This is a genomic window from Streptomyces sp. MAI_2237, from assembly GCF_054189285.1.
Map to the genome: position 1 here is coordinate 1,089,476 of NZ_JAJPGQ010000009.1, position 19,049 is coordinate 1,108,524.

Annotated in this window: 17 protein-coding genes and 1 pseudogene; 8 read left to right on the plus strand and 10 right to left on the minus strand. The window is 72.0% G+C overall.

Annotated elements, in window-relative coordinates; translation table 11 throughout:
• Both LN251_RS40310 and LN251_RS40315 read right to left on the minus strand, forming a co-directional pair.
• Positions 1 to 1,872 carry an RICIN domain-containing protein gene (locus LN251_RS40310; RefSeq protein WP_458249098.1) on the minus strand — a complete coding sequence of 624 codons (1,872 nt, stop codon included), beginning with the start codon at positions 1,870 to 1,872 and terminating at the stop codon, positions 1 to 3.
• Between the two features lie 391 nt (positions 1,873 to 2,263).
• Entirely contained in the window at positions 2,264 to 3,169 is a 906-nt protein-coding gene (locus LN251_RS40315; RefSeq protein WP_458249099.1) for a helix-turn-helix domain-containing protein, read from the minus strand.
• Between the two features lie 75 nt (positions 3,170 to 3,244).
• Here LN251_RS40315 and LN251_RS40320 point away from each other — a divergent pair, with 75 nt between their 5' ends.
• Positions 3,245 to 4,063, plus strand: a complete 819-nt coding sequence (locus LN251_RS40320; protein ID WP_458249100.1) for a phytanoyl-CoA dioxygenase family protein — start codon at positions 3,245 to 3,247, stop codon at positions 4,061 to 4,063.
• Here LN251_RS40320 and LN251_RS40325 read toward each other — a convergent pair whose 3' ends face one another.
• From LN251_RS40325 to LN251_RS40335, 3 genes are all read right to left on the minus strand, one after another.
• The gene (locus tag LN251_RS40325; RefSeq protein WP_458249101.1) at positions 4,064 to 5,035 is read right to left on the minus strand and encodes an aldo/keto reductase; all 972 of its coding nucleotides are present in this window, start codon (positions 5,033 to 5,035) and stop codon (positions 4,064 to 4,066) included.
• A gap of 77 nt (positions 5,036 to 5,112) precedes the next feature.
• Positions 5,113 to 5,646, minus strand: a complete 534-nt coding sequence (locus LN251_RS40330; RefSeq protein ID WP_458249102.1) for a flavoprotein — start codon at positions 5,644 to 5,646, stop codon at positions 5,113 to 5,115.
• A 44-nt stretch (positions 5,647 to 5,690) separates the two neighbouring features.
• Positions 5,691 to 6,149, minus strand: coding sequence for a nuclear transport factor 2 family protein (locus tag LN251_RS40335; RefSeq protein ID WP_458249103.1), 459 nt, complete (start codon positions 6,147 to 6,149; stop codon positions 5,691 to 5,693).
• Positions 6,150 to 6,262: 113 nt separating this feature from the next.
• Here LN251_RS40335 and LN251_RS40340 point away from each other — a divergent pair, with 113 nt between their 5' ends.
• Positions 6,263 to 6,823: a TetR/AcrR family transcriptional regulator gene (locus LN251_RS40340; protein WP_458249533.1), complete on the plus strand. Its 561-nt coding sequence runs from the start codon at positions 6,263 to 6,265 to the stop codon at positions 6,821 to 6,823.
• A gap of 449 nt (positions 6,824 to 7,272) precedes the next feature.
• Here LN251_RS40340 and LN251_RS40345 read toward each other — a convergent pair.
• Both LN251_RS40345 and LN251_RS40350 read right to left on the minus strand, forming a co-directional pair.
• Positions 7,273 to 7,468 (minus strand): annotated as a pseudogene (locus LN251_RS40345) (ferredoxin).
• A gap of 12 nt (positions 7,469 to 7,480) precedes the next feature.
• Positions 7,481 to 8,680, minus strand: a complete 1,200-nt coding sequence (locus LN251_RS40350) for a cytochrome P450 (RefSeq protein WP_458249104.1) — start codon at positions 8,678 to 8,680, stop codon at positions 7,481 to 7,483.
• Positions 8,681 to 8,937: 257 nt separating this feature from the next.
• On the opposite strand from LN251_RS40350, the gene LN251_RS40355 reads away from it, so the two are divergent.
• Positions 8,938 to 9,390 (plus strand): nitroreductase family deazaflavin-dependent oxidoreductase, encoded by a 453-nt coding sequence (locus LN251_RS40355; protein ID WP_458249105.1) that lies wholly within the window; start codon positions 8,938 to 8,940, stop codon positions 9,388 to 9,390.
• 135 nt (positions 9,391 to 9,525) lie between these two features.
• Here LN251_RS40355 and LN251_RS40360 read toward each other — a convergent pair whose 3' ends face one another.
• Complete coding sequence (locus LN251_RS40360; protein WP_458249106.1) at positions 9,526 to 10,446, minus strand: cation diffusion facilitator family transporter; 921 nt, start codon at positions 10,444 to 10,446, stop codon at positions 9,526 to 9,528.
• A gap of 169 nt (positions 10,447 to 10,615) precedes the next feature.
• Here LN251_RS40360 and LN251_RS40365 point away from each other — a divergent pair, with 169 nt between their 5' ends.
• Together LN251_RS40365 and LN251_RS40370 are read left to right on the plus strand one after the other, a co-directional pair.
• A complete protein-coding gene (locus LN251_RS40365; protein WP_458249107.1) occupies positions 10,616 to 11,629 on the plus strand; it encodes a glutathione S-transferase family protein in 1,014 nt (337 codons plus the stop codon).
• A 28-nt stretch (positions 11,630 to 11,657) separates the two neighbouring features.
• On the plus strand, positions 11,658 to 11,960 hold the full coding sequence (locus LN251_RS40370; protein WP_458249108.1) for a DUF4235 domain-containing protein: 303 nt from the start codon (positions 11,658 to 11,660) through the stop codon (positions 11,958 to 11,960).
• Positions 11,961 to 12,017: 57 nt separating this feature from the next.
• Here LN251_RS40370 and LN251_RS40375 read toward each other — a convergent pair whose 3' ends face one another.
• Both LN251_RS40375 and LN251_RS40380 read right to left on the minus strand, forming a co-directional pair.
• Positions 12,018 to 12,410 (minus strand): VOC family protein, encoded by a 393-nt coding sequence (locus LN251_RS40375; protein WP_458249109.1) that lies wholly within the window; start codon positions 12,408 to 12,410, stop codon positions 12,018 to 12,020.
• Between the two features lie 243 nt (positions 12,411 to 12,653).
• Complete coding sequence (locus tag LN251_RS40380) at positions 12,654 to 13,397, minus strand: TetR/AcrR family transcriptional regulator (RefSeq protein WP_458249110.1); 744 nt, start codon at positions 13,395 to 13,397, stop codon at positions 12,654 to 12,656.
• A gap of 132 nt (positions 13,398 to 13,529) precedes the next feature.
• Between LN251_RS40380 and LN251_RS40385 the strand changes: the two genes are divergently transcribed.
• The 3 genes from LN251_RS40385 (at position 13,530) to LN251_RS40395 (ending at position 19,005) form a co-directional block, all read left to right on the plus strand.
• Complete coding sequence (locus LN251_RS40385) at positions 13,530 to 15,032, plus strand: APC family permease (RefSeq protein WP_458249111.1); 1,503 nt, start codon at positions 13,530 to 13,532, stop codon at positions 15,030 to 15,032.
• Between the two features lie 11 nt (positions 15,033 to 15,043).
• Positions 15,044 to 16,678: an amidohydrolase gene (locus LN251_RS40390; RefSeq protein ID WP_458249112.1), complete on the plus strand. Its 1,635-nt coding sequence runs from the start codon at positions 15,044 to 15,046 to the stop codon at positions 16,676 to 16,678.
• Between the two features lie 596 nt (positions 16,679 to 17,274).
• Positions 17,275 to 19,005, plus strand: a complete 1,731-nt coding sequence (locus LN251_RS40395; RefSeq protein WP_458249113.1) for a hypothetical protein — start codon at positions 17,275 to 17,277, stop codon at positions 19,003 to 19,005.
• Positions 19,006 to 19,049: the final 44 nt, after the last annotated feature.

Genomic DNA, 19,049 nt, shown 5'->3' on the forward strand with positions numbered 1-19,049 from the left:
TCAGTGGCGGCCCCCGCCGTAGCCCCCGTGACCGCCGTAGCCGCCGTAACCTCCCCCGTAGCCGCCGTACCCGCCCGTCCCGCAGTAGTACGGGTTGTAGGCGCAGTAGGGGTTCTCGGGATACGCGGTCGACTGCGTCGGTGCGGGCTGCGCGGTGGTCGGCGCCGTGGAGGGTGTCGGTGAGGGGCTCGGCGTCCTGGCCGCCTTCCGGGTGGGCGTCGGGACCGGGGTGGTGTCCTCGTCCCAGTTGACGACCTGCATCTGGAGGTCGGCCTTCGTCGTGTCGAAGGCCCAGTGCTGCACGTCGCCTTCCTCGCGGGTCTTGAGCACCAGGGCGCCCGAGCCGTCGGTGGCGGCGGGGGCCAGGGCCAGGTCCTGGTTCCAGCGCGGCACCAGGGCTCCCTTCAGGGTGAAGTCGTAGCGGATGTTCTTCTGGGTGCCGCCCGTGCAGGGGGCGAGCACCACCGAGTAGCCGAGGTGGGAGTCGAGGCAGAGTTCGGGGTCGGCGACGCTGCGCAGCCTGCCGTCGGTCTCGTAGCGCCACTGCTGGGTGTTGGCCGAGGAGCAGGAGGCCAGTTCGGTCTCGGCGCCCTGGACGGCCTTCTTGCCGACGACGGACACGCACAGGCCGGAGTCGACGTTGTGCAGCCGCCCCTGGACGTTGCCCTGGGACGCCTCGCTCGCGCTGATCCAGGACGGGTTGCCGGTCGGGGTGCTCTTCGCCGGGCCGGGCGTCTGCGAGGGCCGGCCGCCGGCGGCCGGTGTGGCGTGGTCGCCGTCGCCGAGGACGGCCCACAGGACGAGCGGGAGGACGATCAGTCCGCTCACCGTGAGGACGGCCGCGGTGAGGTTGCGGCGGCGGGCCGCGGCGCGCCGGGCGGCCTTGCGGTCCGAGCGGCGGGAGGCGCTGCGGCCGCCGGGGCGGGGCGCGGAGCCGGCGACGGTCCGCGCGGGGGCCGGGGGTTCGCCGGGCGCCGCGAAGAAGGGCTCGCCCGCCATCACCCGGGGGCGCAGTTCGTCGGGCAGCGCGCTGCCCTCGACGGGGCCGGCGAGTCTGGACTCCACATAGGCCTGGGCGCCCCAGCCGAGGACCGCCTCGGCCAGGGCGAGGCCCAATCCCTGGTTGAACTGGGCGAGTTGGTCGGCGGTGTCCCGGCAGTGGCCGCAGCGGGCGAGGTGCGCGGCCAGGTCGGGGTCGACGTCGGCGCCGCCGCGCCGGTAGGTCACGTCGAGCATGCGCAGGTAGCGCCGGCACTCCTGCTCGGGGGCGAGTTCGCGGTGGACCTGGAGGCATTCCTCGCGCAGCCGGTCCCGGGCCCGTCCGAGTTCGAGGAGGGCGTGTTCGGCGTCGAAGCCGAGCAGCCCGCCGGGGACGTCGATGGGCTCGGCCTCGACCTCCGTGTGCCACAGCAGGCAGCGGAAGGACTGGGGCAGCCGCTGGAACGCCCCGGACAGCAGGCGCCGGTCACCGGGCGGCAGCAGCCGGGCCGCGATGCGCTCGCCGTCGGCCCCGGAGCGCAGTTCCGGGTGGAGGTGCTCGCCCCGGTGGTCGTTGTCCCACTCGGCCGCGATACGGCGCACGGTGACGAGGAGTTGGGGGCGCCAGGCGGAGGTGGGGCCGTTCTGCCGGAGCGTCTCGCCGAAGAGGCGGGTGAAGGCGGCGGTCGTCAGCATTCCCGCGGAGGGTATGCCGTCGGTGCACAGCCGGGCGTAGGCGAACCCCGCTTCCCAGTGCCGGTCCAGGAGTTCACCGACGGGCTGCAGCGCGGGCGACGATCCGGTCCACTTCTTGAGTTCGGCACTCAGTTGCTCGTCCGTCACCTCGAACCGGCGGGCTGTTGTGGGGGAATTCGACAGGCCGGCGTCGTTCACGGCTGCATTCCTCTCGAGGCACGCGCATAAAGTCCATACCAAACGGTATGGGGATCCGTCGACACGACGACGAGATCCACTCGTACAGGGTTCGACATCTCGAACACCTGTCGGAAAGGACTCTTATGGAGCCCGGGACGAGCGGGAGATGCCTCGCGCGCACAGTGAAAACCTGCATTTTCCGTGCGCCGCCGACGCACACCTTTGCACAGGTCAGCGAAGCGGAACAAGGGATCTCGCGGTTTTGTGCATTCCGTGCCCCACGCGCGATATTGACGAAACGTCAATGCCGCGGAACGTTATTCGCGCACCGCGACCGGGGCACCGGGCGAAAACCATTGGGAGACCCGCTCCACCACATGCGCCGTCTGTCGCGCCGGCGCACGCCCGCTCACTCGCCAACCATTGAGCCGCGCGCCCGGTACACCCCGGGCGGCACTCCGTACCGATCGCGGAAGACCCGGTTGAAGTGGAACGGGCTGGCGAACCCCGAAGCCGCCGCCACCCGCTCGACGGACAGGTCGCTGCCCTCCAGCAGACGGGCCGCGTGCCGCAGCCGCGCCTCGCGCAGCGCCCGCATCGGAGACCGGCCCGACTGCTCGGCGAACAGGTGAGCGAAGCGCGAGGGCGACAGGGAGACACGGGCGGCGAGCGAGCGGACGGTGTGCGGGGCGGCCGGATCGGCGGCGATGAGCGCCTCGGCGCGGCGCACCCGCTCGTCGATGCCGGGCCGCGCCGCGGGCGGCCGGGCGGTGGCCGCCGTGAGCAGGACGACCTCCTCCAGTGAGGACAGGGCGAGTTCGCGGGCGGCGGTCCCGTGCGCCACGGCCACCCGGTCGTGGCGGGGCGCGGTCGCGGGCGGCGGCTCGGTGCCGGTCCAGCGCGCGTCGGCGAGCATCCGGCCGAAGGCGGTCTCCACCCGGCCGTGCACGGCGGCCGGGGTCGGCGTGACGGCGTACAGGCCGTCACCGGTGTCGTACGGGCGCAGCCACGGTGTCCAGGCCGGCCGGGCCTGGCAGTGGACCCACCAGAACCGCCAGCCCTCGGCGCCCGGCGCGACGGCGTACTGGTGCGGTGCCCCCGGCGCCAGCACGACCAGATCGCCGGCGCCGGCCACCGTCTCCGCCCGCCCCTGGCGCACCCGGCCGCGGCCGCCGGTCGTCCACAGGAAGAGCCAGCTCTCCGCTCCGCCGGGGCGGCTGATCCCGTACCCCGGCAGTTCGTCGTAGTGGCCGATGACGACCAGGCCCGGCGGCGGCGCAGCAGCCTCGGGCAATCGGTCAGTGTTCACGGGCATCCTCCGGCGGACGGCAGCGGCCTAGCGTGGACCGCAGATGACACCACATGAGCACCCTCGGGGAGAAGGAGCGCGATGACAGCCACGGACATCGGCATCACCGGCGGTTCACCACTGACGGCGGACGGGCTGCGGCAGTTCCGGCAGGACGGCTTCACGGTCCTGCGCGGGCTGTTCGGGTACGACGAGATCGAGCGGCTGCGCGCGGAGTTCGCGGCGCTGCACGCTGCGGGCCCGGTGCCCGGGCACTTCCAGCCGCGGGCGGGCACCGATCCGCTGGCCGCCCATCCGCGGGTGATGCAGCCGCACGAGATCAACGAACGGGCGCGCGGGGTCCTGCTCGACGCACGGCTGCGCACGGTGCTGGAGGTGCTGCTCGGCGAGGAGGTGCTGGCCGCGCAGAGCATGTTCTACTTCAAGCCGCCCGGCGCCCGGGGCCAGGCGCTGCACCAGGACAACTTCTATCTGCGGGTGGAGCCCGGCACCTGCGTGGCGGCGTGGGTGGCCTGCGATGTGATCGACCGCGACAACGGCGGTCTGGAGGTCGTGCCCGGCACGCACCTGATGGACCTGTTCTGCCCGGAGGAGGCGGACGAGGACGTGTCGTTCGCGCGGGAGTACGTCGCGCCGCCCGAGGGGCTGACCGCCGTGCCGGTCGACATGGCGCCGGGCGACGTGCTGTTCTTCAACGGCAGCCTGGTGCACGGCTCGCAGCCCAACCGCACCGCCGACCGGTTCCGGCGATCGTTCATCGGGCACTACGTGGGCCGGTCGGCCGAGCGGATCGGCGCGTACTACCGGACGCTGGCCATGAGCGGCGAACGGGTCGTGCTGCCGGAGAGCGAGGGGGCGGGCCCGTGCGGCACGGAGTTCGCGCCGCAGGGGCCCCACTAGTCAGCCGTGGCCCACGATCGGGTGCGGGGTGTACGGCCGCTCCAGTTCCGCGATCTCCTCGTCGCTGAGCCGGAGTTCGACCGCGGCGACGGCGTCCTCGATGTGGTGCGGCTTGGCCGCGCCGATGATCGGGGCCACCACCGTCCGCTGGTGCAGCAGCCAGGCGAGGGCCACCTGGGCGCGCGGGACGCCCCGGTCGTTCGCGATCCGGGTCACCGCCTCGACGATGGTGCGGTCGCCCTCCGGGTAGAGGCGGCTGCCGAAGTCGTCGTTGGCGCTGCGGTCGGTCACCGTGCCCCAGTCGCGGGTGAGCCGGCCGCGGGCCAGCGGGCTCCAGGGCAGGACGCCGACGCCCTGGTCGGCGCAGAGCGGCAGCATCTCGCGCTCCTCCTCGCGGTAGAGGAGATTGTAGTGGTTCTGCATGGACACGAACCTGGTCCAGCCGTGCCGCTCCGCGGTGTACTGCATCTTGGAGAACTGCCAGGCGTACATCGAACTCGCCCCGATGTAGCGGACCTTGCCCGCCTTCACCAGGTCGTGGAGGGCCTCCATGGTCTCCTCGACCGGGGTGTGCGGGTCGAAGCGGTGGATCTGGTAGAGGTCGACGTAGTCCGTGCCGAGGCGCGCGAGGCTGTGGTCGATCTCGGCCATGATGGCCTTGCGGGACAGTCCGGCGCCGTTGGGGCCGGGCCGCGTCCGGCCGTGTGCCTTGGTCGCGAGCACGATCTCGTCGCGGTTGGCGTACTCGCGCAGCGCCTTGCCGACGATCTCCTCGCTGGTGCCGTCGGAGTACACGTTCGCCGTGTCGAAGAAGTTGATGCCGGCCTCCAGCGCCTGCCGGATCAGCGGCCGCGAATCCTCCTCGCCGAGCGTCCATTCGTGCACGCCTCGGTCGGGCAGGCCGTAGGTCATGCAGCCCAGACAGATCCGCGACACGTCCAGGCCCGTCGAACCGAGCTTCACGTACTGCATCGTTGCTGCTCCTGCCTTCGGGTGGGGTACGAGGGGAGCGTACGACGCCGTGCGCGCCCCATGTGCGCTCCGGGGTGTCAGCCGAGGTCCAGCAGGTCCAGCGCCCGCTCCCAGCCGAACTCCGGCCGCACGCCGTCCTCCCCTGGCTCCCCCGTGTACCGCTCGCCGAACCGGACGCCCAGGCCGCGCAGCCGTACCAGGCTGTCCCGGTAGGCGGGGTGGGCGGCCAGGGCGTCGGACACGCACGGCAGGACGGCGACCGGGACGCCCAGGCCGGTGGCCTCGCACAGGGTCGCCACGGCGAGGGTGTCGGCCAGGCCCGCCGCCCACTTGTTGACGGTGTTGAAGGTGGCGGGCGCGACCACGACCGCGTCGGGCGGCGGGAAGGGGCGCGGGTCGCCCGGGGTGCGCCAGGCCGAGCGTATGGGGCGGCCGGTCAGCGCCGCGACGGCCTCGGTGTCGAAGAAGCCGCTGGTCGCGACGGGCGTGGCGATGACGCCGACCTCCCGGTCCCGCTGCCGCGCGGCGGTGATCAGCCTGCCCACGTCCGCCGCGACGCCGGCGGCGCAGACGACCACGTAGAGGAAGGGTTTCCCGGCCTGTTCGGTCATCCGGGAACCCTACTGATCCGCGGTCGCCGGTTTGCCCGGGGCCCCTAGCGGAGGGGGAAGGACTGCCCGCGTTCGGCTTCCGGTCGCGGGCCGTGGATGCGGCGCTCGCTCTCCTCGATCGGCAGGTCGTTGATGCTGGCCTCGCGGCGGGTCATCAGGCCCTGCTCGTCGAACTCCCACAGTTCGTTGCCGTAGGAGCGCCACCACCGGCCGTCGGCGTCGTGGCACTCGTACTGGAAGCGGACGGCGATGCGGTTGCCGTCGAAGGCCCACAGGTCCTTGCGCAGGGCGTAATCCAATTCGCGCTCCCACTTGCGGGTCAGGAACGCGACGATCTCCTCGCGGCCGGTGACGAAGGTGTCGCGGTTGCGCCAGACCGAGTCCTCGGAGTAGGCGAGCGCGACCTTGTGCGGGTCGCGGGTGTTCCAGGCGTCCTCGGCCGCCTGCACCTTCTGGGCGGCGGTCTCACGGGTGAAGGGGGGAAGGGGCGGACGGTCGGTCATGGTGGCTCCTCGGCGGGCGGACGGCAGCGGAGAACGAGCGTTCTCTCCTCGGCTGCTACCGTAGGAGAACGCTGGTTCTCACGTCAAGGAAGGTCGTACCCGGCATGGTCGCCATGGACAGCTCCACCGCCCGTGAACAGGTGCTGGACGCGGCCGAGGAGTTGTTCTACGGGCGGGGCGTCCAGTGCGTCGGCATGGACGACATCCGGGGGGCCTCGGGCGTCTCACTCAAGCGGCTCTACCAACTGTTCCCGGCGAAGGAGCAGTTGGTCGAGGCGTATCTGGAGCGGCGCGACGCACGCTGGCGGGGGCGGCTCGCCGCGTTCGTGGAGCGCCGGGAGGACCCCGAGGAGCGGATCCTGGCGCTCTTCGACTGGCTGGAGAGCTGGTTCGGCGAGGACGGCTTCCGCGGGTGCGCGTGGATCAACTCCTACGGCGAGCTGGGCGCCACATCGGAGCGTGTCGCGACCCAAGTACGCCTGCACAAGGGGGCGTTCGGGGCGTACATCGAGGGGCTGGTGACCGACGCCGGACTGCCCGGCACGCTGGCCGGTCAGCTGTTCCTGCTGGCGGAGGGCGCCATGGTGACCGCCGGCATCACCCGAAGCACCGAGCCCGCCCGCCAGGCCCGCACGGCAGCGGAACTGCTGCTACGGGGCTGCGGCGCGGGGTGAGCAACTGTCCGGGAGCCCGCAGCGCGGGACAAGCGACCGACCGGGAGACCGCCCCGCCAGGCGAGCGAGCGGCTCCGGACTGCCGCCCGGGGTGAGCACTGGCCGACCGCCGCGGGGGTGAGCGACTGACAGCGAGGCCGCCCCGCGGGGCGAGCGAGCCACTGGGGGCTGCAACCCGGGGCCAGCCACCGGCCACGAGGCCGCCCGGCCGGGCGAGCGAGCGGTTGCGAGGCTGTCGTCCGGAGCGAGCAACCACCTGCCGCCCCGTTACGCGAGCAAGCGGTCGCGGGTTACCGCCCAGGGCAGAACACCGGCAACGAGACCGCCCGGCTGGGCGAGCGAGCGGCCGCGAGGCTGCCGCCCGAGGCGAGCGACCGCCCACCGCCCCGCCGGGCGAGCGAGCCGGTGCCGGCTTGTCGTGTCGGGGCGGCGGATTGGGGGCGTGCGGCTCAGGTGTCGGTCACCGTGATGGCGCCCACCGGGCAGGGCCCGCGCCGCTTCCCGGATCATCGGGTCGCCGCCGCCGTCCTCGCGGCCCGGCAGCAGGGCGCTGAAGCCGTCGTCGTCCTGGGTGAAGACGCCCGGGGCGGACAGGGCGCACTGGCCGGCGCCGATGCAGACGTCCTTGTCGATGTCGATGTGCATGGCTCGGGCCTCTTACCAGGTCACGGGGAGTTCCAGCATCCCCTGGATCGTGTCGCCGGGCTTGAAGGGGATCTCGTCCGCCGGGGCGGCCAGGCGCAGGGCGGGCAGCCGGTCGAAGAGGGTGCGCAGGGCGATGTCGAGTTCGGCGCGGGCCAGGTTCTGGCCGAGGCACTGGTGGATGCCGAAGCCGAAGGCCACGTGGTGGCGGGCCGGGCGGTGCCAGTCGAGGATGTCGGCGTCGGGGTAGACGTCCTCGTCGCGGTTGATGACCGAGGTCGAGAAGAGCACCCCGTCGCCGGTCCGGATGGTCGTGTCGCCCACCTGGATGTCCTCGGTGGCCCTGCGCAGCAGGCCGTCCGCGATCGACAGCATGCGCATCAGCTCCTCGACCGCCTGCGGCATCAGCTCCGGATCGGCCCGCAACTCGGCCAGCTTCTCGGGGTGTTGCAGGAGAGTGAAGGTGCCGAGCGAGATCATGTTGGCGGTCGTCTCGTGCCCGGCGACCAGAAGAATCGTGGCGAACGCGATGACGTCCTGCCGGTCCAGCACCCCCTCGCGCAGCTGCTGGTGGACGAGTTCGTCGAGGACGCCGTCGCCCGGTTCGGACTGCTTCAGCTTGCGGTCGATCAAGTCCTCGAAGTAGGCGTCCAGTTGCTCGCGCGCGTCCTGCACATCCGCCACCTTCGGGCCGCGCAGCAGCCGGCGCGACTGGCCCTCGAAGAAGTCGTGGTCGGCGTAGGGGACGCCGAGCAGCGCGCAGATCACCATCGAGGGCACGGGCAGCGCGAACGCGCTCACGAGTTCGGCGGGCGGCCCCTGGGCGATCATGTCGTCGAGCAGCCCGTCCACGATCCGCTGGATCTGCGGGCGCAGGTCGACGGCCCGCCGGAGGGTGAAGCTGGGAACCATCATGCGCCGCTGGACGCGGTGCTCGGGGTCGTCGACGCCGAGCAGCGCGACCCTCCGATTGCGCACCGAGGCGAAGCGTTCGGTGGGCGCCGGGAAGTCGGGGTGGTTGCGGTCGGTGGACAGGCGCTGGTCTGCGAGCAGTTCGCGGGCGAGGCCGTGTCCGGTCACCAACCAGGCCGGACGGCCGTCGTAGAGGGTGATCCGGGCCAGTGGGCGGCTGGCGCGCAGGGGGTCGTAGGCGGTCGGCGGGTGGTAGGGGCAGGTGCGGTCCTGGGGGAAGGCCACGGGTTCCGCTTGCGTCATGGAAGACCTCGCAGACGAAGAGTGCGTCGTGCAGATCTTCATTAGATGCCCGGGGCATCTATAGGGCGACGGGAAGTTCGGCCACATCGGTGGCGGCGGCATTCTGGCCGGAGTTGGTCGCACACGATTCGAAAGAACCGCGCACGGAACAACCTCCTCCGCTTGCGGTCGGCGGCTCGTACGGTAGGGATGATTCCGGCACGGGACGGTGTTGGACGTGCCGGCAACGCACAGGACTCGACGATGGGACGGATGTCATGCCTCTTGAGGGCGAGTACGAACCCAGCCCGGAGCAGTGGGTGCGCGAGCAGGTGAAGCTGTACGAGAGCTCCGGCGGCACGAAGGGGACGACCCTGAGGGACACCGGCCTGCCCGTCGTCGTGCTCACCACCCGCGGCGCGAAGAGCGGAAAGATCCGCAAGTCACCGCTGATGCGTGTCGAGCACGAGGGGCGGTACGCGGTCGTCGCCTCGCAGGGCGGGGCGCCCAAGCACCCGGTCTGGTACCACAACGTCAAGGCCGATCCCCGCGTGGAGTTGCAGGACGGCCCGGCCAAGCGGGACATGACGGCCCGTGAGGTCACCGGCGAGGAGAAGGCCGAGTGGTGGCAGCGGGCGGTCGAGGCGTTCCCGCCGTACGCCGACTACCAGAAGAGGACCGACCGGCAGATCCCCGTCTTCGTGCTCGAACCGGTCGACGCGGAGCACTGAACGGGGCCCCCCGACCCGGGCGGCCCCCGCCCCGGGCCGGCTGACCCGGACCTGGCCGGATCAGCCGTGATGCGGCCTTCCGAAAAAATCTCCGTTCCCCGGCGCATGAACCGGTGTCCCCCGGGCACGCGTGCGTCAGGCCCCGCCGCGCTCCCCCGTCGCGGCGGGGCTTTCCCGTGCCTCTTCCGCGGGCCGGTCGGTGATGTCCAGGAAGATCTGGTCGGCCTCCGGGACGGAGTCCGCGACCGTCCGCTTGATGCGTACGGCGACCTTCTCCACCTGTTCGCTGTCCAGGCCCGGCACGAGGTCGACGCGAGCGGCCACCAGGGCCTGATCCAGGCCGGTCTTCATGGTGAACAGCGCCTCCACGCTGTCGATCTCCGGCTGCTCCTGCAGCAGGTCCCGGATGCGGTCGGCCGCCTCGGGGTCGGCGGCCTCGCCGATCAGCTGGTCGCGTGCCTCGCGGCCCAGATGGAAGGCGACGAAGACCAGCAGGGCACCGATCCCGAAGGAGGCGGACGCCTCCCACACCACCTGACCGGTGACCATGTGCAGCGCCATGCCGATCGCGGCGAGCGTCACGCCCAGCACCGCCGTGCCGTCCTCGGCGACCACCGTACGCAGCGCCGGGTCGCGCATCCCTCCGCCGGTCCCGCCCTGGCGGCGCACCTGGTGCACGGCCCGCAACAGCGACACGCCCTCGGCGAGGAAGGACACGCCCAGCACGATCAGACCGGCCACATAGCCGCTGGTCTTCTCCTCGGCGCCGTTGCGCAGGGCCTGAAGGCCCTGGAAGAAGGAGAAGCAGCCGCCCATCACGAAAATGCCCACGGCCGCGAGCAGCGACCAGAAGAAACGCTCCTTGCCGTAACCGAAGGGGTGACGTTTGTCGGCCGGACGGCGGCTGCGGCGCAGGGCGGCCAGCAAGAACACCTCGTTCATGCTGTCCGCCACCGAGTGCGCCGCCTCCGACATGAGGGCCGGTGATCCGGCGGCCAGGCCGCCCACCGCCTTCGCCGCCGCGATCACGAGATTCGCCGCGAGTGCCACCAGCACGGTGACGCGGGTCCGCCTGTCAGCCTTGTTGTCCGAGCTGTCAGCTTTATTGTCCGAGGATGTCCTGCTCACGTACGCCGACTGCCCGTCCGGGGTCGACTCATACCGTGCGGGGCAGGGAATTCGGGGAACGCGGTGAGCAGGGCGCACACGATCGCAAGGAGGAACCATGGGCGGCGGGGGCAACGACTCCTACGGCAAGAAGGCGTTCAAGCGGTCCAAGAGCCACTTCGCGGACCGGATCACCGCGGACGGGCGGGACGGCTGGCCGGTGGCGGCGGGCCGCTACCGGCTGGTGGTCAGCCGTGCCTGTCCGTGGGCGAGCCGCGCCGTGATCTCCCGGCGGGTGCTGGGCCTGGAGGACGCGCTGCCGATGGCGATCGCCGACCCGATCCAGGACGACCGCAGCTGGCGCTTCACGCTCGATCCCGGCGGCCGCGACCCGGTCCTCGGCATCCGCTATCTCAGTGAGGCGTACGACAAGCGGGAGACCGGGTACCCCGGCGGGGTGAGCGTGCCCGCGATCGTCGACGTGCCCAGCGGCCAACTGGTCACCAACGACTACCAGCAGCTCACCCTCGACCTCGCCACCGAGTGGAGCGCCCTGCACCGCGACGGAGCGCCGGACCTGTATCCGCACGCCCTGCGCGACGAGATCGACACGGTGATGGCCGAGGTCTACGAGGACGTCAACAACGGGGTATACCGGGCCGGTTTCGCCACGGAGCAGGAGGAGTACGAGGGCGCGTGCGCCGGTGTCTTCCAGCGGCTGGACATGCTGAGCACGCGGCTGGAGGGGCAGCGCTACCTGGTCGGCGACACCATCACAGAGGCGGACATCCGGCTGTTCACCACACTGGTCCGTTTCGACTCCGTCTATCACGGCCACTTCAAGTGCAACCGCTGGAAGCTGACGGAGAACCCGATCCTGTGGGCGTACGCCCGTGACCTCTACCAGACCCCCGGCTTCGGCGACACGGTCGACTTCGACCACATCAAACGGCACTACTACCAGGTCCACAGCGGTATCAACCCGACCCGCATCGTGCCCCTCGGACCGGAGCTGTCCGGCTGGCTCGCGCCCCACTTCCGGCAGGAACTGGGCGGCCGGCCGTTCGGCGACGGAACACCGCCGGGGCCGGTGCCGGCGCAGGAGGAAGTCCCGGCACAGGGGCGGCCCTGATCGAGCAGGATCGACCAAGGAGGCACACGTGGCCAAGAAGAAGAAGACGAAACTGCCCCTCGCCTACAAGCCCTTGGGCTTCGCGCTGGGCTGGGTGAGCGGCGCCCTGTCGGGGATGGCGTTCCGCAAGACGTGGATGGCGATCCGGCACGAGGAGGACGCGCCGGACGCCCTGGACCGGGACCGCGGCTGGGGAGAGATCCTGCTGGCCGCCGCGGTCCAGGGCGCGATCTTCGCCGTGGTGCGCAGCGCCGTGGACCGCGGCGGCGCCAAGGCCATCGAGCGCTCGACGGGCGTCTGGCCGACCGCCGAACAGGGCGGCCGGGACTGACGAGAGGGGCCGGCATCCTTGAGGATGCCGGCCCCTCTTCCTCGTCCGCCGCACTCCCTACCCCTGCTTCGGGGCCGTCGGTGTGATGCGGCGGAGGGCGAAGGAGTGGCCGGCCGGGTCGGCGTAGCCGCGTTCCTCGTAGGGTCCGGCCGCGTCCTTCGTGTCGAGCGGCCGGCCACCGAGTTCGACCACCTTGCGCTCTGCCGCGTCCAGGTCGCTCACCCTGAAGTCCAGGTGGGCCTGGAGGGAGTTCTCGGGGCGCGGCCAGCTCGGCGGCGTCGCGTTGACGTCGCGGCGGAAGGCCATCCGGATGCCGTCGGCGCCCCTGATCTCCACCCGGTTGGCGGTGGCGTCGGTCTCCTCGGCGTCCAGCAGTTCCTTGTAGAACACGGCGAGCTTCTCGGGCTCGGCGCAGTCGAGCACCACGTAGCCCGCGTCAACCAGCGGCATGTCTCCTCCGAAGGGTCCCGGGCGCGGGGCAGGTCGTGTCCCGCCGCCCTCCTCCTCCGGATATCCCGGCCCGGCGGGTTCAGTCGCCGACCGGCCGCCCGCCTCCCGTCCCGCATCAGTTCACGCCCGTCGACGTCCCGGGTCCGACCGATGCCGTCCCGGTTGAAGGAGAGCGGCACGAGACAGGGCGTGCGCGGGGCGGGTGCGGTCATCGTCGCTCGGCCCTTCAGGCGTGACATGCGGTCAACTGACCCGGGCCGTCTCCTCGTCGGGCCGGCCCGCCGCCCGGATTTCCGCGAGCCGGGCGGCCGCGGCGCCGAGCAGCAGATCGAGAGCGCCCGGGTAGGAGCTGCGCGGCATGTCGTGCACGAGGTGGCGGGCCGCGGCGGCGATGTGCGGATGGGTGGCGGCGGGCAGTTTCGCGTACGTCGCCCGCCATACGGCCGCCTCCGCCTCCCGGGCGGCCTTCGGCAGAGCCGTGCTCGCCGAGTCCAGGGCGCCGAAGGCGAGGGCCTGGTCGATGAAGGCGTGATAGACGCGCACGGCGTCGGCGTCGGGGAAGCCGGCGCCGCACAGCACGCCCAGGATCGTCTCGACGGCCTGGATCTCGTGCACGCGTCCGGTGACGCGGTACGAGCTCAGGACGGCCGCCCGCGGATGGGCCAGGGCGCTCGCGTGCATGCGCAGGCCGAGGTCGCGCAGGTCGGCACGCCAGTCACCGGTCGGCCGCCAGGCGCGCAGGGTGCGGCCGATCAGCTCGTCGGCGACGGCGAGCATCAGGTCGTCGGTGTGCCGGAAGTAGCGGTACAGCGAGCTGGGGTCGGCACCGAGGGCGCGGCCCAGGCGGCGCACGGACAGGGCGTCGGCGCCGTGCTCCTCGATCAGGCGCAGGGCGGTCGCCACGATCAGCTCTTCGGACAGCACGACGCCCTGCTTGGTGGGACGCCTGCGCCGCCGGGCGCCGGGCGGAACGACGCGCTCGCTCATGGACTGCCTCCTGGGACCGGTGGCCGGTGCCCGCACCTTATGACAACACCGTTGACCTGTTAAGTGCCCGGGCAGTTTCATGTGCGCTCACCGGGGCCAGCCAGGCCCCCCGGTGCGAGCGGAGACCCGCCCATGTCCGACCAGTCCCCCGGCGCAGCGCCGCCCGCGCGGCCCGCGCTGCGCAAGTCCCTCGGCGTCCTCGACGGCGTCGCCATCGCCGCGTCCAGCACGGCCGCGACCACCAGCATCGGCATCGGCCTCGGCGTGACGGCCGGGGTGGTGGGCCTGCATCTGCCGGCGATCATGCTGCTGGCTTTCCTGCCCGTGCTCGGCATCGCCGGCGCCTACTCGCGGCTCAACCGCGTCGAGCCGAACGCGGGCAACGGCTATGTGTGGGTGGGCCGTTCCCTCAGTCCGTGGCTCGGTTTCATGGTCGGCTGGGTGAACATCGTGGCGACGGTGGCGTTCCTGGCGTACACGACCGCGGTCACCGGTTCGGCGCTGATCCAGCTGGCCGGGGAGGCCGGAGTGCACCGGGTCGCCGGGCTCGCCCTGGACGCGGGTTCGACGGCGCAGACCACCGCGCTCGGCATCTTCGTCCTGGTGGCGGTGACCGTCACCGCCGTCACCGGGGTCCGCACGGCGGCGCGGCTGCAGACGGGGCTGCTGGTCTTCGAGTACGTCGTCCTGCTCGGGTTCTGCGGCTACGGCATCGTCACCGGCCCGCACGCCTTCAGCTGGAGCTGGTTCGACCCGTTCGCGATCCCCTCGTCGTCGGCGCTGGCGCAGGGACTGATCCTGTCGGTGTTCTGCTACTGGGGCTTCGAGGCCGCCTTCAGCGTCAACGAGGAGGTGCGCGAGCCGCGTGACGCCTCCCGGGCCGGTTTCATCACCCTCCTGACCATGCTGGCCCTGTTCCTGCTCGGCTCGATCGCCTTCCAACGGGTCCTGTCCGAACCGGAGTTGGCCGGTCACGGCGCGCAGGGACTGGCGTACTTCGGGGACCGGCTGGCGGCGCAGCCACTGGCCGCACTGCCCCTGGTGGCGCTGATGTTCTCGGCGGTGGCCTCGCTGCAGGCGGGGGTGATCCCCACGGCCCGGGGGATGTTCGCGATGAGCCGGGACCGTACCCTCGGGCCGGTGTGGTCCAAGGTCAACACGCGCTACGGCACTCCGGCGGCCGGGACGCTGCTGATCGGCGCGCTGGCGGCGGCGGTCGCCGCGCTCGCCCTGGTGATCCCGCGGCTCGCGGACATGATCATGGCGACGGTGAACGCCGTCGGGATCGTGGTGGCCCTGTCGTACGCGCTCACCGCGCTGGCGGCGGCGGTGCGCTTCCGCTCGCTGCTGCGCGAGGACCGGCTCCAGGGACTGCGGGCGGTGGTGCTTCCCGCGCTGAGCGCGACGGCGCTGCTCGGGCTCGGCGGCTATCTCGGCTGGAGCTTCTACTCCTCCACCGACCATCTCGAACTCCGGGCGGACAACGGGTGGTTCCTCCTCCTGACTCCCCTGGCCATGATCGGGTCGGGCTTCGTCGCCGCCGCGTGGGCCAAGTGGGTGCGCAGGTCCCCGTACTTCCGCACCGGCGAGGGAACGGACGCGGACGCGCCCGCCCTGCTGACCACCCTCTCCTAGGAAACGGACCCATGCACGCAGACCTCCTCTTCACCGGCGGCCCCGTCCTGACCCCCGAGGGCCGCACCGCCACCGCCGTGGCCGTCACCGGCGGCCGCATCACGGCCGTGGGCCACGACGAGGTGCACGACCTCAAGGGGCCGCGGACCCAAGTCGTGGACCTGGCGGGCCGGTTGCTGCTGCCCGGCTTCCAGGACGCGCACGTCCATCCGGTCCCGGCGGGGCTGGAGCTGTCGCAGTGCGACCTGACCGGGGCCACGACGGCCGAGGAGACGGTCGCCGCGATCCGCGCCTACGCCGACGCCCACCCCGAACGGGAGTGGATCCTCGGCGGGGGCTGGTCCATGGAGGCCTTCGCGGGCGGTACGCCGACCCGGGACCTGCTGGACGCCGTCGTGCCCGACCGGCCGGTGTACCTGCCCAACCGCGACCACCACGGCGCCTGGGTCAACGGCCGGGCCCTGGAGCTCGCCGGTGTCACCCGGGACACCCCGGACCCGGCCGACGGGCGGATCGAGCGGGACGCGGCCGGCGAACCGAGCGGCACCCTGCAGGAAGGGGCCATGCAGCTCGTCGGGCGGCTCACTCCCCCGGCCACCGCGGCCGACCGGCTGGCGGCCCTGCTGCACGCCCAGCGCCATCTGCACGCGCTCGGCGTCACGGCCTGGCAGGACGCGCTCGTGGGCGACTTCCTCGGCATGGACGACCCGTCCGGCGCGTATCTGGCGGCGGCGCGGGACGGCTCGCTCACCGCGCGCGTCGTCGGCGCACTGTGGTGGGACCGGGAGCGCGGGGCCGAGCAGATCCCCGAACTGGTCGAGAAGCGGGAGGCGTTGACCCACGGGCGGTTCCGAGCGGGGACCGTGAAGCTGATGCTGGACGGGGTCGCGGAGAACGGCACGGCCGCGCTGCTGGACCCCTATCTGGACCGGTGCGGCTGCGCCACCGCCAACCGCGGCAAGAGCTTCATCGACGCCTGGCAACTCCCCAAGTACGTCACCGAGTTGGACGCGCTCGGTTTCCAGTGCCACTTCCACGCGCTGGGCGACCGGGCCGTCCGCGACGCCCTGGACGCGATCGAGGCGGCCCGGGCGGCGAACGGGCCGAGCGACACCCGGCCGCATCTGGCGCACCTTCAGGTCGTGCACCCGGGCGACGTGCCGCGCTTCGCCGAGCTGGACGCCACGGCGAACCTCCAGCCGCTGTGGGCCGCGCACGAACCGCAGATGGACGAGCTGACGATCCCCTTCCTGGGCGCCGAACGGGCCGCGTGGCAGTACCCGTTCGGCGCGCTGCTGCGTTCCGGCGCGCGACTCGCCGCGGGCAGCGACTGGCCGGTGAGCAGCCCCGATCCGCTCCAGGGAGTCCACGTCGCGGTCAACCGGGTCGCACCCGGCAGCGCGGTCGCCCCCGTGTTCCTGCCCGCCGAACGGATCGGTCTCGCCGAGGCGTTGACGGCCTACACGGCCGGATCGGCGTACGTGAACCATCTCGACGACACCGGGCGGGTGCGGGTCGGCCACCTGGCGGATCTCGTGGTGCTGGACCGCGATCCGTTCGCCGGACCGCCGCAGGAGATCGGGCGGACGCGGGTGGCGATGACCTTCGTGGGAGGGGAGGCAGTGTACGCAGCTCATGAGGCGTAAGCAGTAACGGATATCACGGTGAGGTCACGCGTAGATCATTTAGGCTCTGGGCAGCCTCGTAGCGCTTCTCGGTTCAACTTTCGGCCATAGAAGCTGAGTTCGAGTGCACGGGCGGCCAGCAGGCCGCCCGTTCGCAGGGCGGGGGGGCTCTGCCTGTTCCGGATCCCGGAAGGAATCGCATGCCTAAGGACGCCAGGTTCGGCCTCCCGTTCGACACTCCCGTCAACGGTCATCTGGGGTACGCCCAGAACCGTCCGCCGCTCCCCGCGCTCCTCGTCCGACGGGCAGCCGTGAACACCGCGACGGCACCGAGCCGTTGATCACCTGCCGCGGACGGGCGACTCGCCGCGTCCGTGCACCCTGCGGGCTCTGAGCCGTTCGTCAGCGCACGGACAGCAGGGCTGTCCGCCACCACTTCCTCGCCGCGCAAGCGCATCAGTCGTGCCCCTCACGGGCGCACGCACCAGGAGCGGAGCCGCACGTGTGCGTCCGGCTCCGGTGAGGGCTGCGCGCAGGGCGCAGAAGTTCCCGGAACCGACCGGCCGACGACCACGGCCGATCGGTTCCTCCATGACCGCAGTTGATGGGAGACCTGTGTGAAGTCCCGAGTCGTAGGTGCCGTTCCGGAGGCGTCCGCCGACAGCCCGCTCACGGCGCAGCCGAGCGCCCCACTCCACCCCACGGAGGCCGGGGACGCCCTGGCCCGCCTGTTCCTGACCCGCGTCCACGGTAGTACGGAGCAGTACCGCGGCTACCAGGACGCCGTGCGGCAGCGGCTGGAGGCGCTCGGCTCCCCCCACCCCAGCACCTCGCTGCGTGTGGAGGGAGCCCTCCATCTGGCGCGGCCCGCGTTCCTCCCGCCCGACGAGGAGGGCATAGCCAGGCTCAGGCGTCTGGATGCCAGCCTGCGCCTGATCGAAGCGGCCTTCCCCCAGGTCGGCACCGACGTCGAGATCTGCCGCCTGACCTGCGCCATGCTGGAGGGCGCCTGGCGGACCCGGGCGCTCACGCCGCCGCGCGAGGAGGAGCGGTCGAGCGCCTGCGGCTGCCCGCTGTGCCTCCGGCTGCCCACGCCCCCGGCCCGCACGCCGGACGACTACCGCTGGCGGCAGAGCGCCGGCCGTCCCCTCACCGTCAAGACCTGGCCGCACCGCCCCGAACTCGACAGCGTCCTGACCGGTGGCTGGTCCTGGACCCGGCAGATGAACGACCTCGAACGCGACCTCGGCCACCGCCACCGCTTCGAGGACGACATCCTCGTCTTCCACGAGTACAAACGCGTGATCGACACCATCGACACCACGCGCCTCACCCAGCACGTCGAGGAACGCCTGGCCGAGGACTTCAGCACCAACAGCGCGCGGGCCCTGGTCTCCGGACTGTTCGCGGCCCACAAGCGATCCGTCGACGAGTACTGGCTCCGGCAGCACGACGCGGGCGAGGTCACGCTCCCCCCGGGCAACCCGCTCAGCCAGAGCACCTACTCGGCGCTGCAGATGCTGGACTGCCTGTTCTGGCACGTCTCCCCCGACACCGAGCTCTGGCAGGAGGAACACCTCGCCTCCCTGCTGCTGTGCCGCGTCATCGACGACATGGCCGACGTACGGGCCGACGCCCTCACCGGCGAGATCAGCAACTTCTGGCTCGCCGACATGCCCACCCACACCAAGGCCCTCTACGCCGCCTGCGCCATAGCCCTCGTCAAGTACGGCTGCACGCCCGAGGCGCATCCGCCGATGTGGAACACCTGGCTGATGACCACCACCATCGTCTGGATGGGGCTCACGGGCCGCCACGCGCTGTGGTTCGACGGCATCACCCAGGGCCTCCCCCCGGCCGAGTCATGCCCGCTCTGCGACCTGCAGCCCAACTCGTGCAGCGGCATCCTCACCCACGGCACCACCCTCACCGTCGCCCCGCGGCCCACCGTGGCGGCGCTGAGCGCCCGAACCGCCGAGCTGTCCGCACGCTGCCGGGCCCAGCACCCCGGCACCTGGCCCCTGTTCGACGCCGAGCTTCACGCCTACGAGGCGCTGCACGGTCCCTGGTACGGCGACATCGACAGCACGTGGGAGATCCTGCGGCGCACCTACATAGCCGCCGTGGAGGCGTCCGCCGCGGCGGCGTCCACGGACCGCGCCCGACAGATCCAGGAGGACGCCGGCGTCGTCGGCTCCGAGATGTTCCACGCCCTGCACGACCCCCGGACCGGGCGGGAGGACACCACGCTGCTGGCCTACATGTTCGGCTGCGCCCACCCGCACTTCCTGTGGAACGCCACGGGATACCGTCCCGCGGACGTCGCGGGCGACTGGCTCGACGGCTGACCGCGCGGGCCCGAACCGTCCCGACGTACGACGCTGCCCGGCCG